The organism is Natrialba sp. PRR66 (genome assembly GCF_034808065.1).
GTDB lineage: Archaea > Halobacteriota > Halobacteria > Halobacteriales > Natrialbaceae > Natrialba > Natrialba aegyptia.
Window position 1 is genome coordinate 85,029 of record NZ_JAXHGN010000002.1, and the last position, 14,934, is coordinate 99,962.

The window sequence follows — 14,934 nt, forward strand, 5'->3', positions numbered from 1 at the left end:
TATCGTTCCCCTGGAGGCGATAACGGTGCCGGAGAATCGGCTGTGATCCGCATCCACGTTTCAGTTTCATGTCGAGTTCACCGTCAAGAGCATTTTGTCCACTCTTCCAGAGCTTCGCGCAACCGAAATAGAGCGTGTGGGCTTCGGCCCGTCAGATCAGCGAGACGTCGCCGTTGTGATCGAGCAGGCTGTTGCCCGTGCTCGGATGCTCCCCGTTGTCGGCATCGTAGTAATCCGAATTCCCGTTCATCATCCCGGTGATCTCCTGCTCCGCATCGAGATACGACGTTGCTTCGTGGGGTGCCGAATCGTCGATATGCGCCCCAACGATCCCGTAGTTACTGTACGGCCCCGTCCAGATTCGGCCGTGCGTTCGGCCGAGGACGCCGAACGGACCCGACGCGACGGACGCTTCGTTTTCGATCCATTCCCCGTCGATGTACATGTGGCGACCGTATTCGACGGGCCAGGTGTTCCACAGAATCCCGCCCTCGCTGTCGATTTCGACGGCCAGATCGTTCGCATTCGCGGTCGAGTTCGACAGCAGGTTGACCGGCCCCTTGAGTTCGTAGCCGCCGCTGTCCTGGGCGTGGTAGTACTTCGGTACGTACGACGGATAGGACGCGTCCGCCGACACCCCGTCGTCGGTGAACATGAGCGTTTCCTGTTGCGTTTCGAACAGCGTCTCCCACTCGTCTCCGGTCGCATACAGCGCGTCCCAGTCTCGCCGTTCCTCGCGTTTGGCCTTCTCCGGAAGGTCGTCCGCCTCGGGATCCGGTCGCTCGATCGTTCGCTCTTCGACGACCTCCGACTTTCCGTACCGTTCTTTCAGTTCTGAACTCGTCTTTCGCTTCGTGATCGTGACCGCCGTTGGCCTGATCGTGGCGCGCGTTACGATCGTTCCTGTGACGCGGAACTCGCCCAGTTCGCGGGCGGACCCATCCGTTGCGCCCGCGCCGCCGATTCCGAATCCGGTTCCGGTCGCGAGGAGACTCGCGCCGAGTGCGCCGAGTGCCGTCCGCCGGTTCATGTTCGTCGAAGTCCGGTTCTCGTCGTCGGGAGTGTCTCGTGTCATCCCATCAACCAAATTGTTATATTTTATAGTGTATTTATCAGGTTGATTTATATACTGGTTTGTTGGTCTGATTCCGCCCCGAAACTCATCGTAGCTGCGTGACGACCCGGATGGCACAGTGGATAGAAATCGCCTGCAATAGGCTGAATCCGGCGTAAAACCAGCCTCGTTCCGGATATTGTACCGTAACCCATCAGTATATTATCGAACACCAGTAAGGAGCCGAACATGACTACAGAAGAGGGGCCGATAGCGAAAGATGCCTACGACAAATTGGCGGATACATACGCACAGGACGTGGAAAACTCCGCGTATAATGCCCATTTGGAGTTTCCGGGAACAACGGCTCTTATACCGGACGTGGATGGGAAACAGATTCTCGATGCAGGGTGTGGAAACGGGCGATACACAGAATGGTTACTCGACCAGGGAGGCGAGGTCGTGGCCATCGATGTGAGCACAGAGATGCTTACTCGTGCTACTGAACGGTGTGGCGGGCGAGCAGAGTTTCATCAAGCAGATCTTGGTGCCCCACTTGATTTTGCAACAGCAGATGAGTTTGACGGTATTGTGAGCGGTCTCGCACTCGACTACGTACAGAACTGGCACCAGCCGTTCACCGAATTCGCCCGCCTTCTCAAACCGGGTGGGTTCTTCGTATTTTCAGTGATTCACCCGCTCGACGAATACAATATTGACGGTGATATGAATTACTTCGAGGTTGAGCAGAGAACGAAGGAGTGGGAACCTCCTGTTCCGTACTACCGGCGTCCATTTTCGGACGTACTCAGTCCACTACTCGAGACCGGCTTTCGGGTGGATGCGATAACTGAACCGCAGCCCACGGACGCCTTCAAAGAGCAACGGCCAGAGCGATTTGAGAAGGAGTCAAAGCAGCCGGTCTTCCTCTGTCTACGGGCCGTGAGACGAGAGAGTTAGCTGTTGTATCCGTTCATTTCAAGCGGTCCCGAAGTCTTGATAACACCGCTTCCGTCGCGATTACGGACCGAGTTCAGCCGGCGGACGAGGTGGTTTCGATGGTGGTGTGGTGGTGTCGCCGCCTCGAGCCCACCGCCAACTCGGCTGGCCGCCGCGACCCGAGTTCAGATTGCTGAACTCGTCTCGCGGTGGCTTAGTCCGAGTCGGATCGATCCGGGACCGGTGGAGCGACGCGACAGCCACAGGGGCCGGCGACGGCTTCGCCCGGGCCGATCATGGTGGTTTGTGCGATGGGTCTGTCACAGCGGGGACATCGAGGAAGGCTCGAGTTCGTCGGTTCGTCCGCTGTGTCGGTAGTGGTCGCGTCCTGCGCGGTGCCTGCATCGGTGCCGTCGGCGTCGGCTCCGTGCTCGGAATCTGTCTGATCGGTCATACCGACTGGCACCTCGCTGGTCCCGTCCCATCGTAGGAGAGACTCGCTACTGGTCGAACCCGTCGATGCATCAGGCGTGCGGGATGTTTATATCCCGTGAGAATGTACGCAAACATGGCTTGTAAACCCTCCTGGGTTTGGAAGCCACGTCTCGGATGTCATCACCATCCGGGACATTTCATGTCCATTTGGTGGCTTCCGTTCTAATTGTTGATTGGTAGTGACTTATATCTACCGCACAGGGAGAGGAATCGGAAGCGACGGAAACGAGAACGGATCGAGAGCGCCGGAGCGCTACCGAACGCCCGTCACGTACGTCTGATCGTGATCCGGAAAGAGTTCAGCCACGGCCGCCGGGCCGTCCTCCTCGGCGATAATCGCCCGCAGTTCGGCCTCGTAATCCGCCCGATCGATCTCCTCGCTCGGGCCGACGGTCACGTCGAGCCGCGCCTCCACGAGTCGGTCCACGGCGGTACGCCCAAAGCCCGACAGCGGGGCGATGTAGTCGACGTCGTGACGATCCTCGAGACTTTGTGCCTGCGCGCGCGAGATCGTCGGCACGCGGTCGTCTCGCCTCGTCCCGTCGGCGATGGCGTCGAAGGAGTCGGCCGCAAGCGCTTCGAGCGCCTGCTGGTGGACGTGTTGGATCCCGTTTCGCGGAAAGCCGTCTTCGCGGATGCGCTCGACCGCCTCGTGGGCCACGTCGGGATCGAGTTCGAGGCGTTCGAACGCGAATCCCGTCGCGCGGGCGGTCTCGCGGGCGTGTTTCCAGTCGTCGCTAATACCGAAGTGTACCGTCGTGAGGGTCACGTCGTAGAACTCGTCGAGGAGAAGCGCGGCGAGCGTCGAGTCCTTGCCCCCGCTGTAGAGCAATCCGAGATCCATGCCTGCGCTACCGGCGCTGAATGTCGAAGCTCTTGGAGTCGGGCTTGAGTTCCTTGAGAAGCTGTTTCATCTTCTCGTCGTCGATCTTGCCCTGAATGCGGCCGCTACGGGCGAGACTGACGACCTGTCGTTCGACCTGTTCGCCGAACTGGGGCTTGCTCATCTTGACCGTGTTGAGTCGCTTGCGGGCGTCGTCGGTCAGGTGCTGGCGCAGGACCGCCTTCTTCTGGGCTTCGGCCTGCTGGCGGGCCGCTTCCTGCTCCTCGCCGCCCTGCTGGGACTCGGCACGATCCTGGAGCTGTTCCATTTTCTTCTGTCGAAGCTCCTCGAGTTTCTCCTCGTCAGGTGAGCCACTCATAGCTATACGGACAGTTGTTTCGCACGGAGGAAAATGATTTCGGACGACATCGAGACGAGTCCGCACATCGGTCCGTCTCCCACTCGCGAGCAGTCGCCTTCCGGTACCGCGACGGATCATCCGCTGACTACCGCTACTGTCCGTTCGCGATCGGCGAAAACGCGCCCTGAAAGACGAGTTCAGAGAAACCGGTTCAGGCGTAGCGCTCGAGTTCCGGACGGTCGAGATCTTCGAGAACGTCGCCGGCGGTTTCGTCGAGCAGGCTCTGGCCCTCGGCGGTGATGCGGCGACCTTCGCCCTCGGCGGTTTCGACGAGATCCTCCTCTTCGAGCTGCTGGAGGATGGTGCGGATCATGTTGCGCGAGCCGTCGGCGCGCTTGTCGGGAGCGACCTGGTAGCGGTTGGAACCGCCCTTGCCGCCGCCGTACTCGGTTGCGAGTCGCTCGACACCGACTGGACCGCGGTCTGCGACCTTGCGCAGGAGGCTTGCGGCGCGGGTCGCCCAGAAGTCTTCCTGTTCCGGCGGCAGTTCGCGGTCGACGCCGCTTTTCGTGAATTCGCTCCACTCCGGTTCGTCGAGTCGGTCCTCGAAGTCCGCGGCGAGCGCCTCGATGAGGTCGTCCGCCGGAACGTCGTACATCGTAGCCATTGCCGTTGGGTTCCCTTCCGCGGCATTTAAGACCATCGTATCCGCTCCGCGTCGTCCCGGGCATCCCGGACCGTTTTTCGCGCTCGAGTCGAAACAGGGGGGTATGGACGAACGGGCCGCCCTGGCGCTGCTCTCGGGTGAACTCGACGCCGCCGGTGACGACGCTGCGATCGTCGACGACCTCGTAGTGACGACGGACATGCTACACGAGCGGACGGACTTTCCGGACGGCACGACGCAGTATACGGCCGGCTGGCGTGCCGTCGGGGCCTCCCTCTCGGACGTTGCAGCGATGGGTGCTGAGGCGACGGCCGCCGTCGCCGCCTACGCCGTCCCCGAGTTCACTCGCGCGGACCTGCTCGCGTTCGTACGCGGCGCGAGCGACGTGTGCGACCGCGTCGGTGCCGAGTACGTCGGTGGCGACCTCGACGGTCACGACGAGTTCACCGTGGCGACGACGGCGATCGGCCGCCTCACGGACGACCCCGTTACGCGCGACGGTGCGAATCCGGGGACGGACGAACTCGTCTGCGTGACCGGGACACTCGGCCGCAGCGCGGCCGCACTCGAGTTCTTCGAGCGCGGCGACACAGCGCGGGCGAACGACCTGTTTCGGTTCGAGCCGCGGATCGCGGCCGGCCGGGCGCTTGCGGCCCGCGCGACGGCGATGATGGACTCGAGCGACGGCCTCGCGCGCTCGCTTCACCAACTCGGTGAGGCGAGCGACTGCGGTTTTGCGATCGAGTCGGATCGCGTCCCGATCGACGAGTCGGTCCGTGCAGTGACCGACACGGACGAAGACGCGCTCGAGCGCGCAACCACCTTCGGCGAGGATTTCGAACTCGTCGCGACGGTGCCGGAATCCGAACTCGACGCCGTCCGCGAGGCGACCACAGTCCCCGTTTCGGTGCTCGGAACCGTCACTGCCCGCGAGGACGGTATCACGATGGACGGAACCGAACTCGAGGATCGGGGATTCACGCACGGGTAAGTGAGCGTGCGAACGGCCGTGGACTAACTGAACTCGTTACCCGACGGCGACCGGCACCGGCATGAAACAGAGGATGCCGAGGCCGAAGGTGACGAGTCCGAGGAGAAACCGGCCGGTGTCGAGCGCGTCGTCTCGCACGGGCTGGGCTGGGCCGACCGAGGCGAGGACGGCGGTGAACAGCCCCCAGAACGCCCAGATAGCCACCGCGTTTCCGCTGTAATCCCCCCAGTAGTAGAGGTACGCGGCGAGTCCGAAGAGGACGCCGGGAACGAGTGCCGCGATCGTTTCCTGGAACCTGCCGGCCATCGCCCGGAGAATGTGGCCGCCGTCGAGTTGGCCGACCGGGATCAGGTTGAGAAACGTGACGAACATGCCGACCCAGCCGCCGATGACGACCGGATTCACCGCCGTCGCCGGATCGTCGCGGTACAGCGGCTGATCGGTGATCGCGGCGAGGAACTCGAGTAACGGGGGATAGCCGAGTTGAATCTGAATCGCGTCCGGGTCCTGGACGAGGGCGTCTCCGGCCACGACCGGCGGGAGGTGAAGGCCGACGACGGTGACGACGACGGTTGCAACCAGTCCGGCGAGCGGGCCGGCGACGCCGATATCGAAGAGCGCTTTGCGGTCCGGCATCCGGCCTTTCATCTTGATCACAGCGCCCATCGTCCCGATGAGCGTCGGCACCGGGATGAAGTACGGGAGCGTGGCGTCGACCTGGTGGTAGCGACTCATCACGTAGTGACCCATCTCGTGAACGCCGAGCACGCCGAGAATGGCGAGCGAGAAGGGCCAGGCCTTCCACATCTCGGCGGGGTTCGCGATCGGGTCGATGTGATACCACATCGCGCCTGCAAACAGCGTCGAGAGGACGGTCGCACCGAGCAGCAGGATGTTCGTCCACGGAATCCCGTCGATACCGATGCTCGACGGTTCGGCAACGACGACGTGCTCCCCGTGGCGCGTCTCGAACTGCGGTTCGTAGCCGTACTCTCGAAAGACAGGCCACACTTCCCGAAGCAATTGCTCCGGCTGAACTAGCGGGTCGCCGTAGTAGACGACCGAGTCGCCGTCGGTTCGCACCTCGTAAACCGCGAATACGGACTCGATACGCTCGATCGGAGGCCCGCCCGTAACCGTCTCATCTGTCGCTGTCGCTCGGCGTGCTGGGCCAATTCCGGACGAAGCACGGTCGTCCATCACCGGAGGTTCGTTGTCGGTTCGTATAAATCGACTGCAGTTAGTCAGGAATTGCTATCGTCCCGATTCGGAGTTTCGATACCGGCTTCGAGTATCGAGACCGCCATCGAAGCGGATGGGGGCGGACAACTGCGCGGCGGCAAGCGGGTGTGACTGGAGGGATCAGGCGGGTTCGACGCGCCACGTGGTCGCACTGGTGTAGGACCACTTTTCGATCTCGAGGTCGGTCGCCGACTCCGAGAGCTTGACCATCAGCGCGCCGATCTCCTTCGGGGACATCCCGACGTCGTCGGCGATGAACTTCCCTTTGAAGTAGAGTTCGCCGTCTTCTGCACGTTCGCGAAGGTAGCGTTTCAGGCGGTGTTCTTTGCTTTCCGTGGAGGGTTGGGCTGTCGTGCTCATCGACACTACCCACTCTAACCAGGAATATGTTATAAAGGATGGATGGTTAGCAGCATTTCGGTTGCGTTTAGCGTGACCGCACCTTTCGGACGTTTCACTTCGATTTACGTTCTGTTTTACGAGTTCCTCAGATTTCCCGAGACGTTTTAAAACCGGATCTAAGGGATTATATTCTATCTAATCCGTTTCGGATGACTTCCTTGGTTGGTGAAACGTTCTCTACGAATCTATGTGTGGCTGAACGACTAAAGCGGTTACGATCGCTCGTGAACCCAGAACTCGTCCTCGAGCGTCACCTCCTTTTTGAACAGGGGGACTTCGTCTTTCAGCCGGTTAATCCCGTCCTCAACGGTCCGGAACGCTTCTTCGCGGTGGCCCGCGAGCACGACGACGAAGACGATGTCCTCGCCGTCCTCGACGACGCCGGTTCGGTGGTAGAGTTCGACGGCGAAGACGCCGTCGCGCGCCTCGAGTTCGCGTTCGAGCGCGGCCATTCGTTCGTCCGCGACGCCCTCGTACTTCTCGAACTCGAGGTACTGCGTGGGGGTGTCGTCCTCGGCGTCTTTCTGCCGGACGCGCCCGGTGAAGGTCGCGATTGCGCCGGCGCGCGGTGCGTGGGAGGAGCGCTTGACGCGCTCGACGAGCGAGCCGAGGGTTCGGTGGGGATCGGTCGCTTCGAGGCGCTCGCGGAGGTCGATATCGCCGAGTTCGGTGGCGCTGGCGATCGTGGCGAGGGTGTCGGCGGGAGTGTGCTCGTGCTCGCGCGCGGTCGGGTCGTCGCTGACGACGACGGCGGGGTATCGGAGCGAGGAGACGCCGACGACGACGGCGTAGTCGCAGTCGGGCGCGAGTCGGTCGAGAGCCTGCTGAACGGAAAGGCCGGTTCCGCTCGCGGTCCAATCGCCGTCGGCCCCGAGATCGACGGTCACGTCGCCGCCCGTCGTGAGCGCACCGTGTGTCCCGTCCGCGATCGTCGCGTCGTAGCGGATGACGCCGACGCGACCCGCCTGCGCGAGTTGATCGATAGCGCCGTCGACGACCCGATCGACCGTCTCGTCGCCGCCCCCGCCGTCGAGGATTCCGAGTACGTACATCGTCGTTGTGTACGCTATCGGTCGGTTAGGCTTTGTAGCTGTCGCCGCCGTTTCCGGTCGACTGGTGGTCTCTCACAGTCGGTCTGCAGTTGGCAACTCTTAAGATAGCAACCCGGTTACACCGGGTTAGCATGAAAGTGGTCGTCTCTATCGGCGGCAGCGTGCTCGTCCCCAAACCCGGGGCTGATCGGGTGGCCGAACACGCCGCCGTCGTCGAAGACCTCGTCGCGGACGGTTGTCGCGTCGGTGCCGTCGTCGGGGGCGGCGGCGTCGCACGCGAGTACATCGGGGCCGCACGCGATCTCGGGGCAAACGAAATCGAACTCGATCAGCTGGGCATCGACGTAACCCGGCTCAACGCGCGCCTGCTCATCGCCGCGCTCGGCGAGGACGCTGTCACCGCGCCCGCGGAGAACTACGACGAGGCCGGCGAGGCGCTCCGGCGCGGCGACGTTTCGGTGATGGGCGGGGTCGCACCCGCACAGACTACCGACGCCGTCGGTGCCGCCCTCGCCGAATACATCGACGCCGACCTGCTCGTCTACGCCACGAGCGTCCCCGGCGTCTACAGCGCCGATCCCAACGAGGACGACGACGCGACCAAGTACGACGACCTCAGCGCGGACGAACTCGTCGACGTTATCGCGGGCCTCGAGATGAACGCCGGCGCGTCCGCGCCCGTCGACCTGCTTGCGGCGAAGATCATCGAGCGCTCTGGCATGCGCACGATCGTCCTCGACGGCACCGATCCGGACCGGATCGCAAAGGCGGTCCGCTACGGCGAACACGACGGCACCGACGTGATCCCGGACGGTGCCGGCGAAGAACCGACCTACTGGGCGCAGGACGAAGATGAGTGACGACGACGCCGGACGGAGTCCGTACACGCTCCAGCAGGAGGGCGACGAGACTCGCCACGCTTTCTGGGCCGATACGGTCGCAGACCGCGTCGAGGAACGTGTAGCCGACCGAGACGCCGACGAGGAGGACGCGGAGATCGTCATCAAAGGCGGCATCTCCCCCTCCGGCGTTCCACACCTCGGGAACGTCAACGAGATCATGCGCGGCTACTTCGTCGCCGAGGTCCTGCGCGACCGCGGCTACGAGGTCCGACAGGTCTTCACCGCGGACGACCGCGACCCGCTTCGGAAACTCCCGCGCACGCTCTGTACTCTCGACGGCGAACTCGTCGATCTCGGCGAGGTCGACGCCGGCGCGCTCGGACGCAATCTCGGCCACCCCTACACCGATATCCCCGACCCGTTCGGCTGCTGTGACTCCTACGGCGATCACTTCTCGCAGATCATTCAGGACAGCGCGGACGCCGTCGACGTGCCAATCGACATGGTCTCGACGACCGACCTGTACGAGGACGGCGAGTTCGACGAGGTGACCCGCCACGTGCTCGAAAACCGGGACCGCGCCCGAGAGGTTCTCGCCGAGTACCAGGACAAGGTCGACGAGGACTACGTCCCCTTCAACCCCATCTGCGAGAACTGCGGCAAGATCACGGAAACGGTGACGAACGTCGATGTCAACGGGGATGGGACGCCAACAGTCGACTACCGGTGTACCGACCTTGACGCCGGCGACAGCACTATCGACGGCTGCGGCCACGAGGGAACCGCCACGCTTCGGGAGGGCAAGATGCCCTGGCGCTTCGAGTGGCCCGCCCAGTGGCAGGTGTTGGGCGTCGACTTCGAACCCTTCGGGAAGGACCACGCCGAGGGCTCCTGGCCAAGCGGCGACGACGTGGCGCGCAACGTCCTCGAAATCGAACCGCCCGTCCCGATGGTCTATGAGTGGTTCACCCTCGACGGCGAGCCGTTCTCCTCCTCCGAGGGGAACGTGATTCTGGTCTCGGACGTGCTCGAACTGCTCGAACCCGAGGTTCTCCGGTACTTCTTTGCAAAGGACCCCTCGCGGGCGCGAGACTTCAGCATCGAACGCCTCGACCAACTCGTCGACGAGTTCGATCGCTTCGAAGCGATCTACTTCGACGAGGTAGCGGAGGCGACCGAGGACGAGCAGGCGTTCGCAGAGCGAGTCTACCCGTTCGTGGTCGAGGACCCGCGCGAGGAGCGTATCCGGCTTCCCTACACCTTCGCCGCGGTACTCGGCATGACCGACGACCCGGACCTGCGCGAGGAAATCGCCCGCCGCGAGGGCCACATCCCCGACGACGCCCCCGAGTGGGCCGTCGAGGACGCGCTGGCTCGCGTCGAACGGGCGCGCAACTGGGCGCGCCGCACCGAAAACGAGTTCGACTACGAACTCAAGCGCACTGCCATCCCCGATCACGAGTTCGACGCGGCGACCGAGGAGGCGCTCGCCGAACTCGCGGAGTTCATCGAGGAGGGCCACGGTGCCGAGGAGATTCAGGGGGAGATCTACGAGACGGCAAAGCGCCACGACGTGGACGTCGGCGAGTTCTTCGGCGCGGGGTATCGGCTCTTTTTCGACGAGGAGCAGGGGCCACAGCTCGGGCCGTTTCTGGCGAAGGTGGATCGGGAGTTCGTCGTCGAGCGGCTTCGCCGGGAGCGGTAGTCGCGGTTCACGCGTTGCGCTCGCTCGTTCTCATTGCTCCGTTCTCACTCGCGATCCCGTTCTGCTCTCGCTTCTCGTCCCGTCTCACGCTTCGTCTTCCGGAGACGGCAGCGGTTCGAATTCGCGACGCGATGCCAGACAAAAGCCCTTTGAGAGCACCGCGCTGAATTACTGTCGATGGATCTCGGTACGCCAGCGGTTGTCTCGGTTCCCGAACTCTTCGGGTCGGAGGTTCTCACGTGGGTCGTCGTGGGACTCTTGCTCTACTGGGTCGGGATCATTGCGCTCCAGAGGTCGGGGTACCTCCCCGAGTTCGTCGGCACGCAGGGGCCGATCCTCACCCTCCACACGAAACGCGGCCGCGCCGTCCTGGATTGGCTCGCGGGCCCGAAGCGATTCTGGCGGGCCTGGGCGAACCTCGGTATCGGTATCGCCGTCGTCGTTATGGTGGCAATGTTCGGCTTCTTGCTGTTCGCGGGGATCGCGGCGGTGAGTTCGCCCCAGCCGACGGGGAGCGTCCAGCAGCCGCGCAACGTGCTCGTTATTCCCGGCGTCAACGACTTCCTTCCGCTGTCCGCCACGCCGGGAATCGTCGTCGGCCTGCTCGTCGGCCTCGTCGTCCACGAGGGCGGACACGGGCTGCTCTGTCGCGTCGAAGACATCGACATCGAGTCGATGGGCGTCGCGATGCTCGCCGTTCTCCCGGTCGGCGCGTTCGTCGAGCCAGATCAGGAGAGCAGCAAGGACGCCTCCCGCGGCGGACAGACGCGAATGTTCGCCGCCGGCGTGACGAACAACTTCGCGATCACGATCCTCGCGTTCGCCCTCCTGTTCGGCCCGGTCGTCGGCTCGATCGCCGTCGCCCCGGGCGCTGCCGTCGGCGGCGTCGCGCCGAACTCGCCGGCCGAAGACGCCGGCATCGAACCGAACGATCGAATCACCGCGATCAACGGCGAGCCGGTCGCGGACAACGCCGACCTCTCGACGCATCTCGAGGGAAGCGACGGAGAGGTCTCTGTCGAACTCAACGGCGAGCGAACGGTTACGGCCGATCATTCGCTGCTCGTCACCGCGGCGGTCGACAACGGCCCCGCAGCCGTCTCGACCGGCGATTCCGTCGTCGCCGTCAACGGCGAGGGGGTCGCAACCGAAGACGAGTTCCGCGACGCCGTCGGCGACGACGAAACAGCGACGCTCACCGTCGAAGCCGAAGATTCTGACGAGAGGACTGACTACGAGACTCCGATCGGACCGCTCGTTACCGTCCTCGAAGACGAGCCTCTTGCGGGCGCAACCGGGATGGCAGACGAATCCGTCGTTATCACCGCCGTCGACGGCGAACGCGTCTACGACTACAGCGATCTCACCGCCCAACTCTCCGATCGCGACCCCGGCGATGAACTCTCGCTCGTCACGTACGCGGGCAGTGACCGTCAGGAGACGACTGTCACGCTCGGCGAACACCCACAGCAGACCGATCACCCGTATCTCGGTATCATCGGCACGGCCGGCATCAGCGGGTTCGAACTGAACGATACGCTCGGGGCCCAACTGTACCCGGCCGACGAGTACCTCGCCGTCCTCGGGAGCGGCGGCGAGAGCAGTTACGGCGCTGTGACCGACACGTTCATCGGGAAGGTCGGTCTTGCGCTCCTGTTACCGCTGATCGGCGTCATCGGCATCTTGCCGTTCAACTTCGCCGGTTTCACCGGCGGCATCGAAAACTTCTACGAGGTGCAGGGCGCACTCGACGCTCTCGGCGATGGCACCGTCTTTATGCTCGCCAATCTGCTGTTCTGGACCGGCTGGATCAACGTCCAACTCGGCTTCTTCAACTGCATCCCGGCGTTCCCGCTCGACGGCGGCCACATCCTCCGGACCAGCACGGAAGCGATCATCTCCCGACTCCCGATCGATGCAACCCGCGGGATGGTCCGAGTCGTCACGACCTCCGTCGGACTCACGATGCTCGTGAGTTTCCTCGCGATGGTGTTCGCACCGGGAATGTTCTCCGGCTAATCAGACCCAGATCCGGATTTGGGCGGATTTGGGCCGGACTCAGTTCGGATTCGGACACAAATCGACCTCAAAACGACAATCGAACCCGGAAGAACAGTCAGTCGGAATTAGGTACCGGTACCCAGTTACTCGTCGATATCGATCCCGTGGCGCTCGTAGAACTCGTCGGGCGTCGAATCGAGGCGCTCGAATTCGGTATCGAAGTAGTGTTCGTGGTGGCGAACGACCTGTTCGACGACCCACCGACTGAACGTCTCGTTGAACTGCCACTCTCCCTCTTTCTCGGGGATCTCGAAGCGCTCATCCGTCGAGAACGCGGCGTAGACATGGAAAAAACCGAGAATAACGTCCGCGAAGTCCCGCGCCTTCTCCGTGCTGCTCTCGCGGCGCTCTTCGAGTTCACTCGCGCCGGCGTCGGTGAGTTCGAAGTACTTGCGGTCGGGTTCGTCCTCGCGTTCGAGGCGTTCGGCCCAGCCTTTCTCTTCGAACTTATAAAGGATCGGATACACGGAACCGTAGGACGGTTCCCAGTGGCCGCCACTGATCTCGCGGATTTCCTTCAGAATTTCGTAGCCGTACCGGGGTTTCTCCTCGAGCAGTTCGAGGACGAGATAGGCGATAAGTCCCTTCGGCGGTCCACTTTTCCGCATACGGGACGTGATTTAAACGGACGTACGTAAAGGGTTTCGGTCACGCGCGTGCTCGCCCGAAACCCGGTCCTTCTTGGCCTCGCCGTCCCAACCCGCGCGTATGGACCGACGGCAACCGCCACAGACCGACGAAGGCTGGTACGTCTTACACGACTTCCGTTCGATCGACTGGGACGGCTGGCGCGACGCCCCAGAGCACCGCCGCTCGCGAGCGCTCGCGGAGGGAGTCGACTACCTCTCGGCCGCAACTGAACTCGCGGACGCCGAAGAGGGCGATTCTGCGGTGTTCTCCGTGCTCGGCCACAAGGCCGACCTCCTGATCTTGCACCTGCGGCCGACGCTCGCTGCCCTGGATTCCCTCGAGCGACGGTTCGAGCAAACCGCACTCGCCGAGTTCACCGAGCGCGCGGATTCGTACCTCTCGGTGACCGAGGTCTCGGGGTACATGTCCCAGGAGTACTTCGAGGAGGACGGCGAAATCGAGGATACGGGGACGAAACGGTACATCGAGTCCCGGCTCAAGCCGGAGATTCCGGACAGCGAGTTCGTCAGTTTCTATCCGATGGACAAGCGCCGCGGGCCGGAAGATAACTGGTACGACCTGCCGTTCGACGAGCGTGCCGAGCACCTCTCGGCTCACGGCGACATCGGCCGGGACTATGCCGGTCGCGTGACCCAGATCATCTCGGGCAGTGTCGGCCTGGACGACTTCGAGTGGGGCGTGACGCTGTTCGCGGACGATCCGACCGACGTGAAGGAACTGCTCACCGAGATGCGTTTCGACCCGTCGAGTTCACACTTCGCGGAGTTCGGTCGGTTCCTCTCGGCGCGGCGGTTCCCGCCGGCGAATCTGGGGGCGTTCCTCGCGGGGGAGCCGGTCCCGCAGGAGTCGACGGACCCACACGGCGGGCATTCACACGGGTCTCACGAGCACGGTCATAGCCACGACCACCACGAGCACAGTCATAGCCACGACCATCACGAGCACGGTGGCGACTCGGGCGGCCACCACCACGGCCACGATGCCGACAGCCCTCACGACGATGAGAGCGGCGACAGCGACGACGAGAGCGTCCGCAGCGAACTGGATGAACTCGGCGTCTACGCGGGTCAGCCCCACGGCGAAGACGTCCACGCTGTCGTGCTCTACTCCGCGGCCGACTCCGACGAGCTGTTCGAGGAAGTCGAGGGGCTGCGGAAAAACTTCGATCACTACGATACGCACGTGAAGACGGCGGTCTACGAGTCTCAGGGGGGCGACTCCGACGCCGAAACCGCGGTCGTCAGCCTCTGGGAGACCGACCGCGCCGCAAACACCGCCGCCGGCTTCCTCGCCGACCTCCCCGATATCGTTCGCCAGGCCGGCGACGACGAGGACGACTCCTGGGGGACCATGGGGATGTTCTACACCGTGAAACCGGACCACCGGTCGGACTTCGTCGGCACGTTCGACGACGCCGCCTCGATCCTGGCCGACATGGACGGCCACCGCAAGACCGACCTGCTCGAAAACCGCGAAGATGAAAACGACATGTTCATCGCCAGCCGCTGGGACTCCCGCGAAGACGCGATGACCTTCTTCCGCAGCGACGCCTTCGCGGACGCCGTCGAGTTCGGTCGTGACGTTCTCGCTGACCGTCCGCGACACGTCTTTTTGGCCTGATTACCCGTTTCAGGCTTCACACCCGGCAC

General features: G+C 63.3%; 15 protein-coding genes. 6 read left to right on the plus strand and 9 right to left on the minus strand.

What is annotated here, in order from left to right; translation table 11 throughout:
• Positions 1-151: 151 nt before the first annotated feature.
• Positions 152-1,075, minus strand: a complete 924-nt coding sequence (locus tag SM755_RS06500) for a hypothetical protein (RefSeq protein ID WP_323171959.1) — start codon at positions 1,073-1,075, stop codon at positions 152-154.
• A 228-nt stretch (positions 1,076-1,303) separates the two neighbouring features.
• Here SM755_RS06500 and SM755_RS06505 point away from each other — a divergent pair, with 228 nt between their 5' ends.
• Positions 1,304-2,014 (plus strand): class I SAM-dependent methyltransferase, encoded by a 711-nt coding sequence (locus SM755_RS06505; protein ID WP_323171960.1) that lies wholly within the window; start codon positions 1,304-1,306, stop codon positions 2,012-2,014.
• Positions 2,015-2,207: 193 nt separating this feature from the next.
• Here the strand turns inward: SM755_RS06505 and SM755_RS06510 are convergent, their stop codons facing one another.
• From SM755_RS06510 to SM755_RS06525, 4 genes are all read right to left on the minus strand, one after another.
• Positions 2,208-2,447, minus strand: coding sequence for a hypothetical protein (locus tag SM755_RS06510; RefSeq protein WP_323171961.1), 240 nt, complete (start codon positions 2,445-2,447; stop codon positions 2,208-2,210).
• Positions 2,448-2,741: 294 nt separating this feature from the next.
• Positions 2,742-3,332, minus strand: coding sequence for an asparagine synthase-related protein (locus SM755_RS06515; RefSeq protein WP_323171962.1), 591 nt, complete (start codon positions 3,330-3,332; stop codon positions 2,742-2,744).
• 7 nt (positions 3,333-3,339) lie between these two features.
• On the minus strand, positions 3,340-3,690 hold the full coding sequence (locus SM755_RS06520; protein WP_006107651.1) for a DNA-binding protein: 351 nt from the start codon (positions 3,688-3,690) through the stop codon (positions 3,340-3,342).
• A 193-nt stretch (positions 3,691-3,883) separates the two neighbouring features.
• Positions 3,884-4,339 (minus strand): 30S ribosomal protein S19e, encoded by a 456-nt coding sequence (locus SM755_RS06525; RefSeq protein WP_323171963.1) that lies wholly within the window; start codon positions 4,337-4,339, stop codon positions 3,884-3,886.
• Between the two features lie 103 nt (positions 4,340-4,442).
• On the opposite strand from SM755_RS06525, the gene thiL reads away from it, so the two are divergent.
• Entirely contained in the window at positions 4,443-5,330 is an 888-nt protein-coding gene (gene thiL, locus SM755_RS06530) for a thiamine-phosphate kinase (RefSeq protein WP_323171964.1), read from the plus strand.
• Positions 5,331-5,366: 36 nt separating this feature from the next.
• Here thiL and SM755_RS06535 read toward each other — a convergent pair whose 3' ends face one another.
• The 3 genes from SM755_RS06535 to SM755_RS06545 form a co-directional block, all read right to left on the minus strand.
• The gene (locus SM755_RS06535; protein ID WP_323171965.1) at positions 5,367-6,530 is read right to left on the minus strand and encodes a site-2 protease family protein; all 1,164 of its coding nucleotides are present in this window, start codon (positions 6,528-6,530) and stop codon (positions 5,367-5,369) included.
• 162 nt (positions 6,531-6,692) lie between these two features.
• Positions 6,693-6,932: a hypothetical protein gene (locus tag SM755_RS06540; protein WP_006107664.1), complete on the minus strand. Its 240-nt coding sequence runs from the start codon at positions 6,930-6,932 to the stop codon at positions 6,693-6,695.
• A gap of 254 nt (positions 6,933-7,186) precedes the next feature.
• Positions 7,187-8,026, minus strand: coding sequence for a molybdopterin synthase (locus tag SM755_RS06545; RefSeq protein ID WP_323171966.1), 840 nt, complete (start codon positions 8,024-8,026; stop codon positions 7,187-7,189).
• 131 nt (positions 8,027-8,157) lie between these two features.
• On the opposite strand from SM755_RS06545, the gene pyrH reads away from it, so the two are divergent.
• The 3 genes from pyrH (at position 8,158) to SM755_RS06560 (ending at position 12,592) form a co-directional block, all read left to right on the plus strand.
• On the plus strand, positions 8,158-8,886 hold the full coding sequence (gene pyrH / locus SM755_RS06550) for a UMP kinase (RefSeq protein WP_006665589.1): 729 nt from the start codon (positions 8,158-8,160) through the stop codon (positions 8,884-8,886).
• Positions 8,879-10,573, plus strand: coding sequence for a lysine--tRNA ligase (gene lysS, locus SM755_RS06555; protein ID WP_323171967.1), 1,695 nt, complete (start codon positions 8,879-8,881; stop codon positions 10,571-10,573). Before pyrH ends, lysS begins: the two co-directional genes overlap by 8 nt.
• A 177-nt stretch (positions 10,574-10,750) precedes the next feature.
• Positions 10,751-12,592, plus strand: a complete 1,842-nt coding sequence (locus SM755_RS06560) for a site-2 protease family protein (protein WP_323171968.1) — start codon at positions 10,751-10,753, stop codon at positions 12,590-12,592.
• A gap of 125 nt (positions 12,593-12,717) precedes the next feature.
• Here the strand turns inward: SM755_RS06560 and SM755_RS06565 are convergent, their stop codons facing one another.
• A complete protein-coding gene (locus SM755_RS06565) occupies positions 12,718-13,242 on the minus strand; it encodes a PadR family transcriptional regulator (protein WP_006107671.1) in 525 nt (174 codons plus the stop codon).
• A gap of 100 nt (positions 13,243-13,342) precedes the next feature.
• Between SM755_RS06565 and SM755_RS06570 the strand changes: the two genes are divergently transcribed.
• Complete coding sequence (locus SM755_RS06570; RefSeq protein WP_323171969.1) at positions 13,343-14,905, plus strand: heme-binding protein; 1,563 nt, start codon at positions 13,343-13,345, stop codon at positions 14,903-14,905.
• The last annotated feature ends 29 nt before the right edge of the window (positions 14,906-14,934 follow it).

What these genes read in the sequence shown, in the direction of transcription:
- SM755_RS06500 (WP_323171959.1), bottom strand. Translation starts at nt 1,075, where the DNA reads ATGACACGAGACACTCCCGACGACGAGAACCGGACTTCGACGAACATG.
- SM755_RS06505 (WP_323171960.1), top strand. Translation starts at nt 1,304, where the DNA reads ATGACTACAGAAGAGGGGCCGATAGCGAAAGATGCCTACGACAAATTG.
- SM755_RS06510 (WP_323171961.1), bottom strand. Translation starts at nt 2,447, where the DNA reads ATGACCGATCAGACAGATTCCGAGCACGGAGCCGACGCCGACGGCACC.
- SM755_RS06515 (WP_323171962.1), bottom strand. Translation starts at nt 3,332, where the DNA reads ATGGATCTCGGATTGCTCTACAGCGGGGGCAAGGACTCGACGCTCGCC.
- SM755_RS06520 (WP_006107651.1), bottom strand. Translation starts at nt 3,690, where the DNA reads ATGAGTGGCTCACCTGACGAGGAGAAACTCGAGGAGCTTCGACAGAAG.
- SM755_RS06525 (WP_323171963.1), bottom strand. Translation starts at nt 4,339, where the DNA reads ATGGCTACGATGTACGACGTTCCGGCGGACGACCTCATCGAGGCGCTC.
- thiL (WP_323171964.1), top strand. Translation starts at nt 4,443, where the DNA reads ATGGACGAACGGGCCGCCCTGGCGCTGCTCTCGGGTGAACTCGACGCC.
- SM755_RS06535 (WP_323171965.1), bottom strand. Translation starts at nt 6,530, where the DNA reads ATGGACGACCGTGCTTCGTCCGGAATTGGCCCAGCACGCCGAGCGACA.
- SM755_RS06540 (WP_006107664.1), bottom strand. Translation starts at nt 6,932, where the DNA reads ATGAGCACGACAGCCCAACCCTCCACGGAAAGCAAAGAACACCGCCTG.
- SM755_RS06545 (WP_323171966.1), bottom strand. Translation starts at nt 8,026, where the DNA reads ATGTACGTACTCGGAATCCTCGACGGCGGGGGCGGCGACGAGACGGTC.
- pyrH (WP_006665589.1), top strand. Translation starts at nt 8,158, where the DNA reads ATGAAAGTGGTCGTCTCTATCGGCGGCAGCGTGCTCGTCCCCAAACCC.
- lysS (WP_323171967.1), top strand. Translation starts at nt 8,879, where the DNA reads ATGAGTGACGACGACGCCGGACGGAGTCCGTACACGCTCCAGCAGGAG.
- SM755_RS06560 (WP_323171968.1), top strand. Translation starts at nt 10,751, where the DNA reads ATGGATCTCGGTACGCCAGCGGTTGTCTCGGTTCCCGAACTCTTCGGG.
- SM755_RS06565 (WP_006107671.1), bottom strand. Translation starts at nt 13,242, where the DNA reads ATGCGGAAAAGTGGACCGCCGAAGGGACTTATCGCCTATCTCGTCCTC.
- SM755_RS06570 (WP_323171969.1), top strand. Translation starts at nt 13,343, where the DNA reads ATGGACCGACGGCAACCGCCACAGACCGACGAAGGCTGGTACGTCTTA.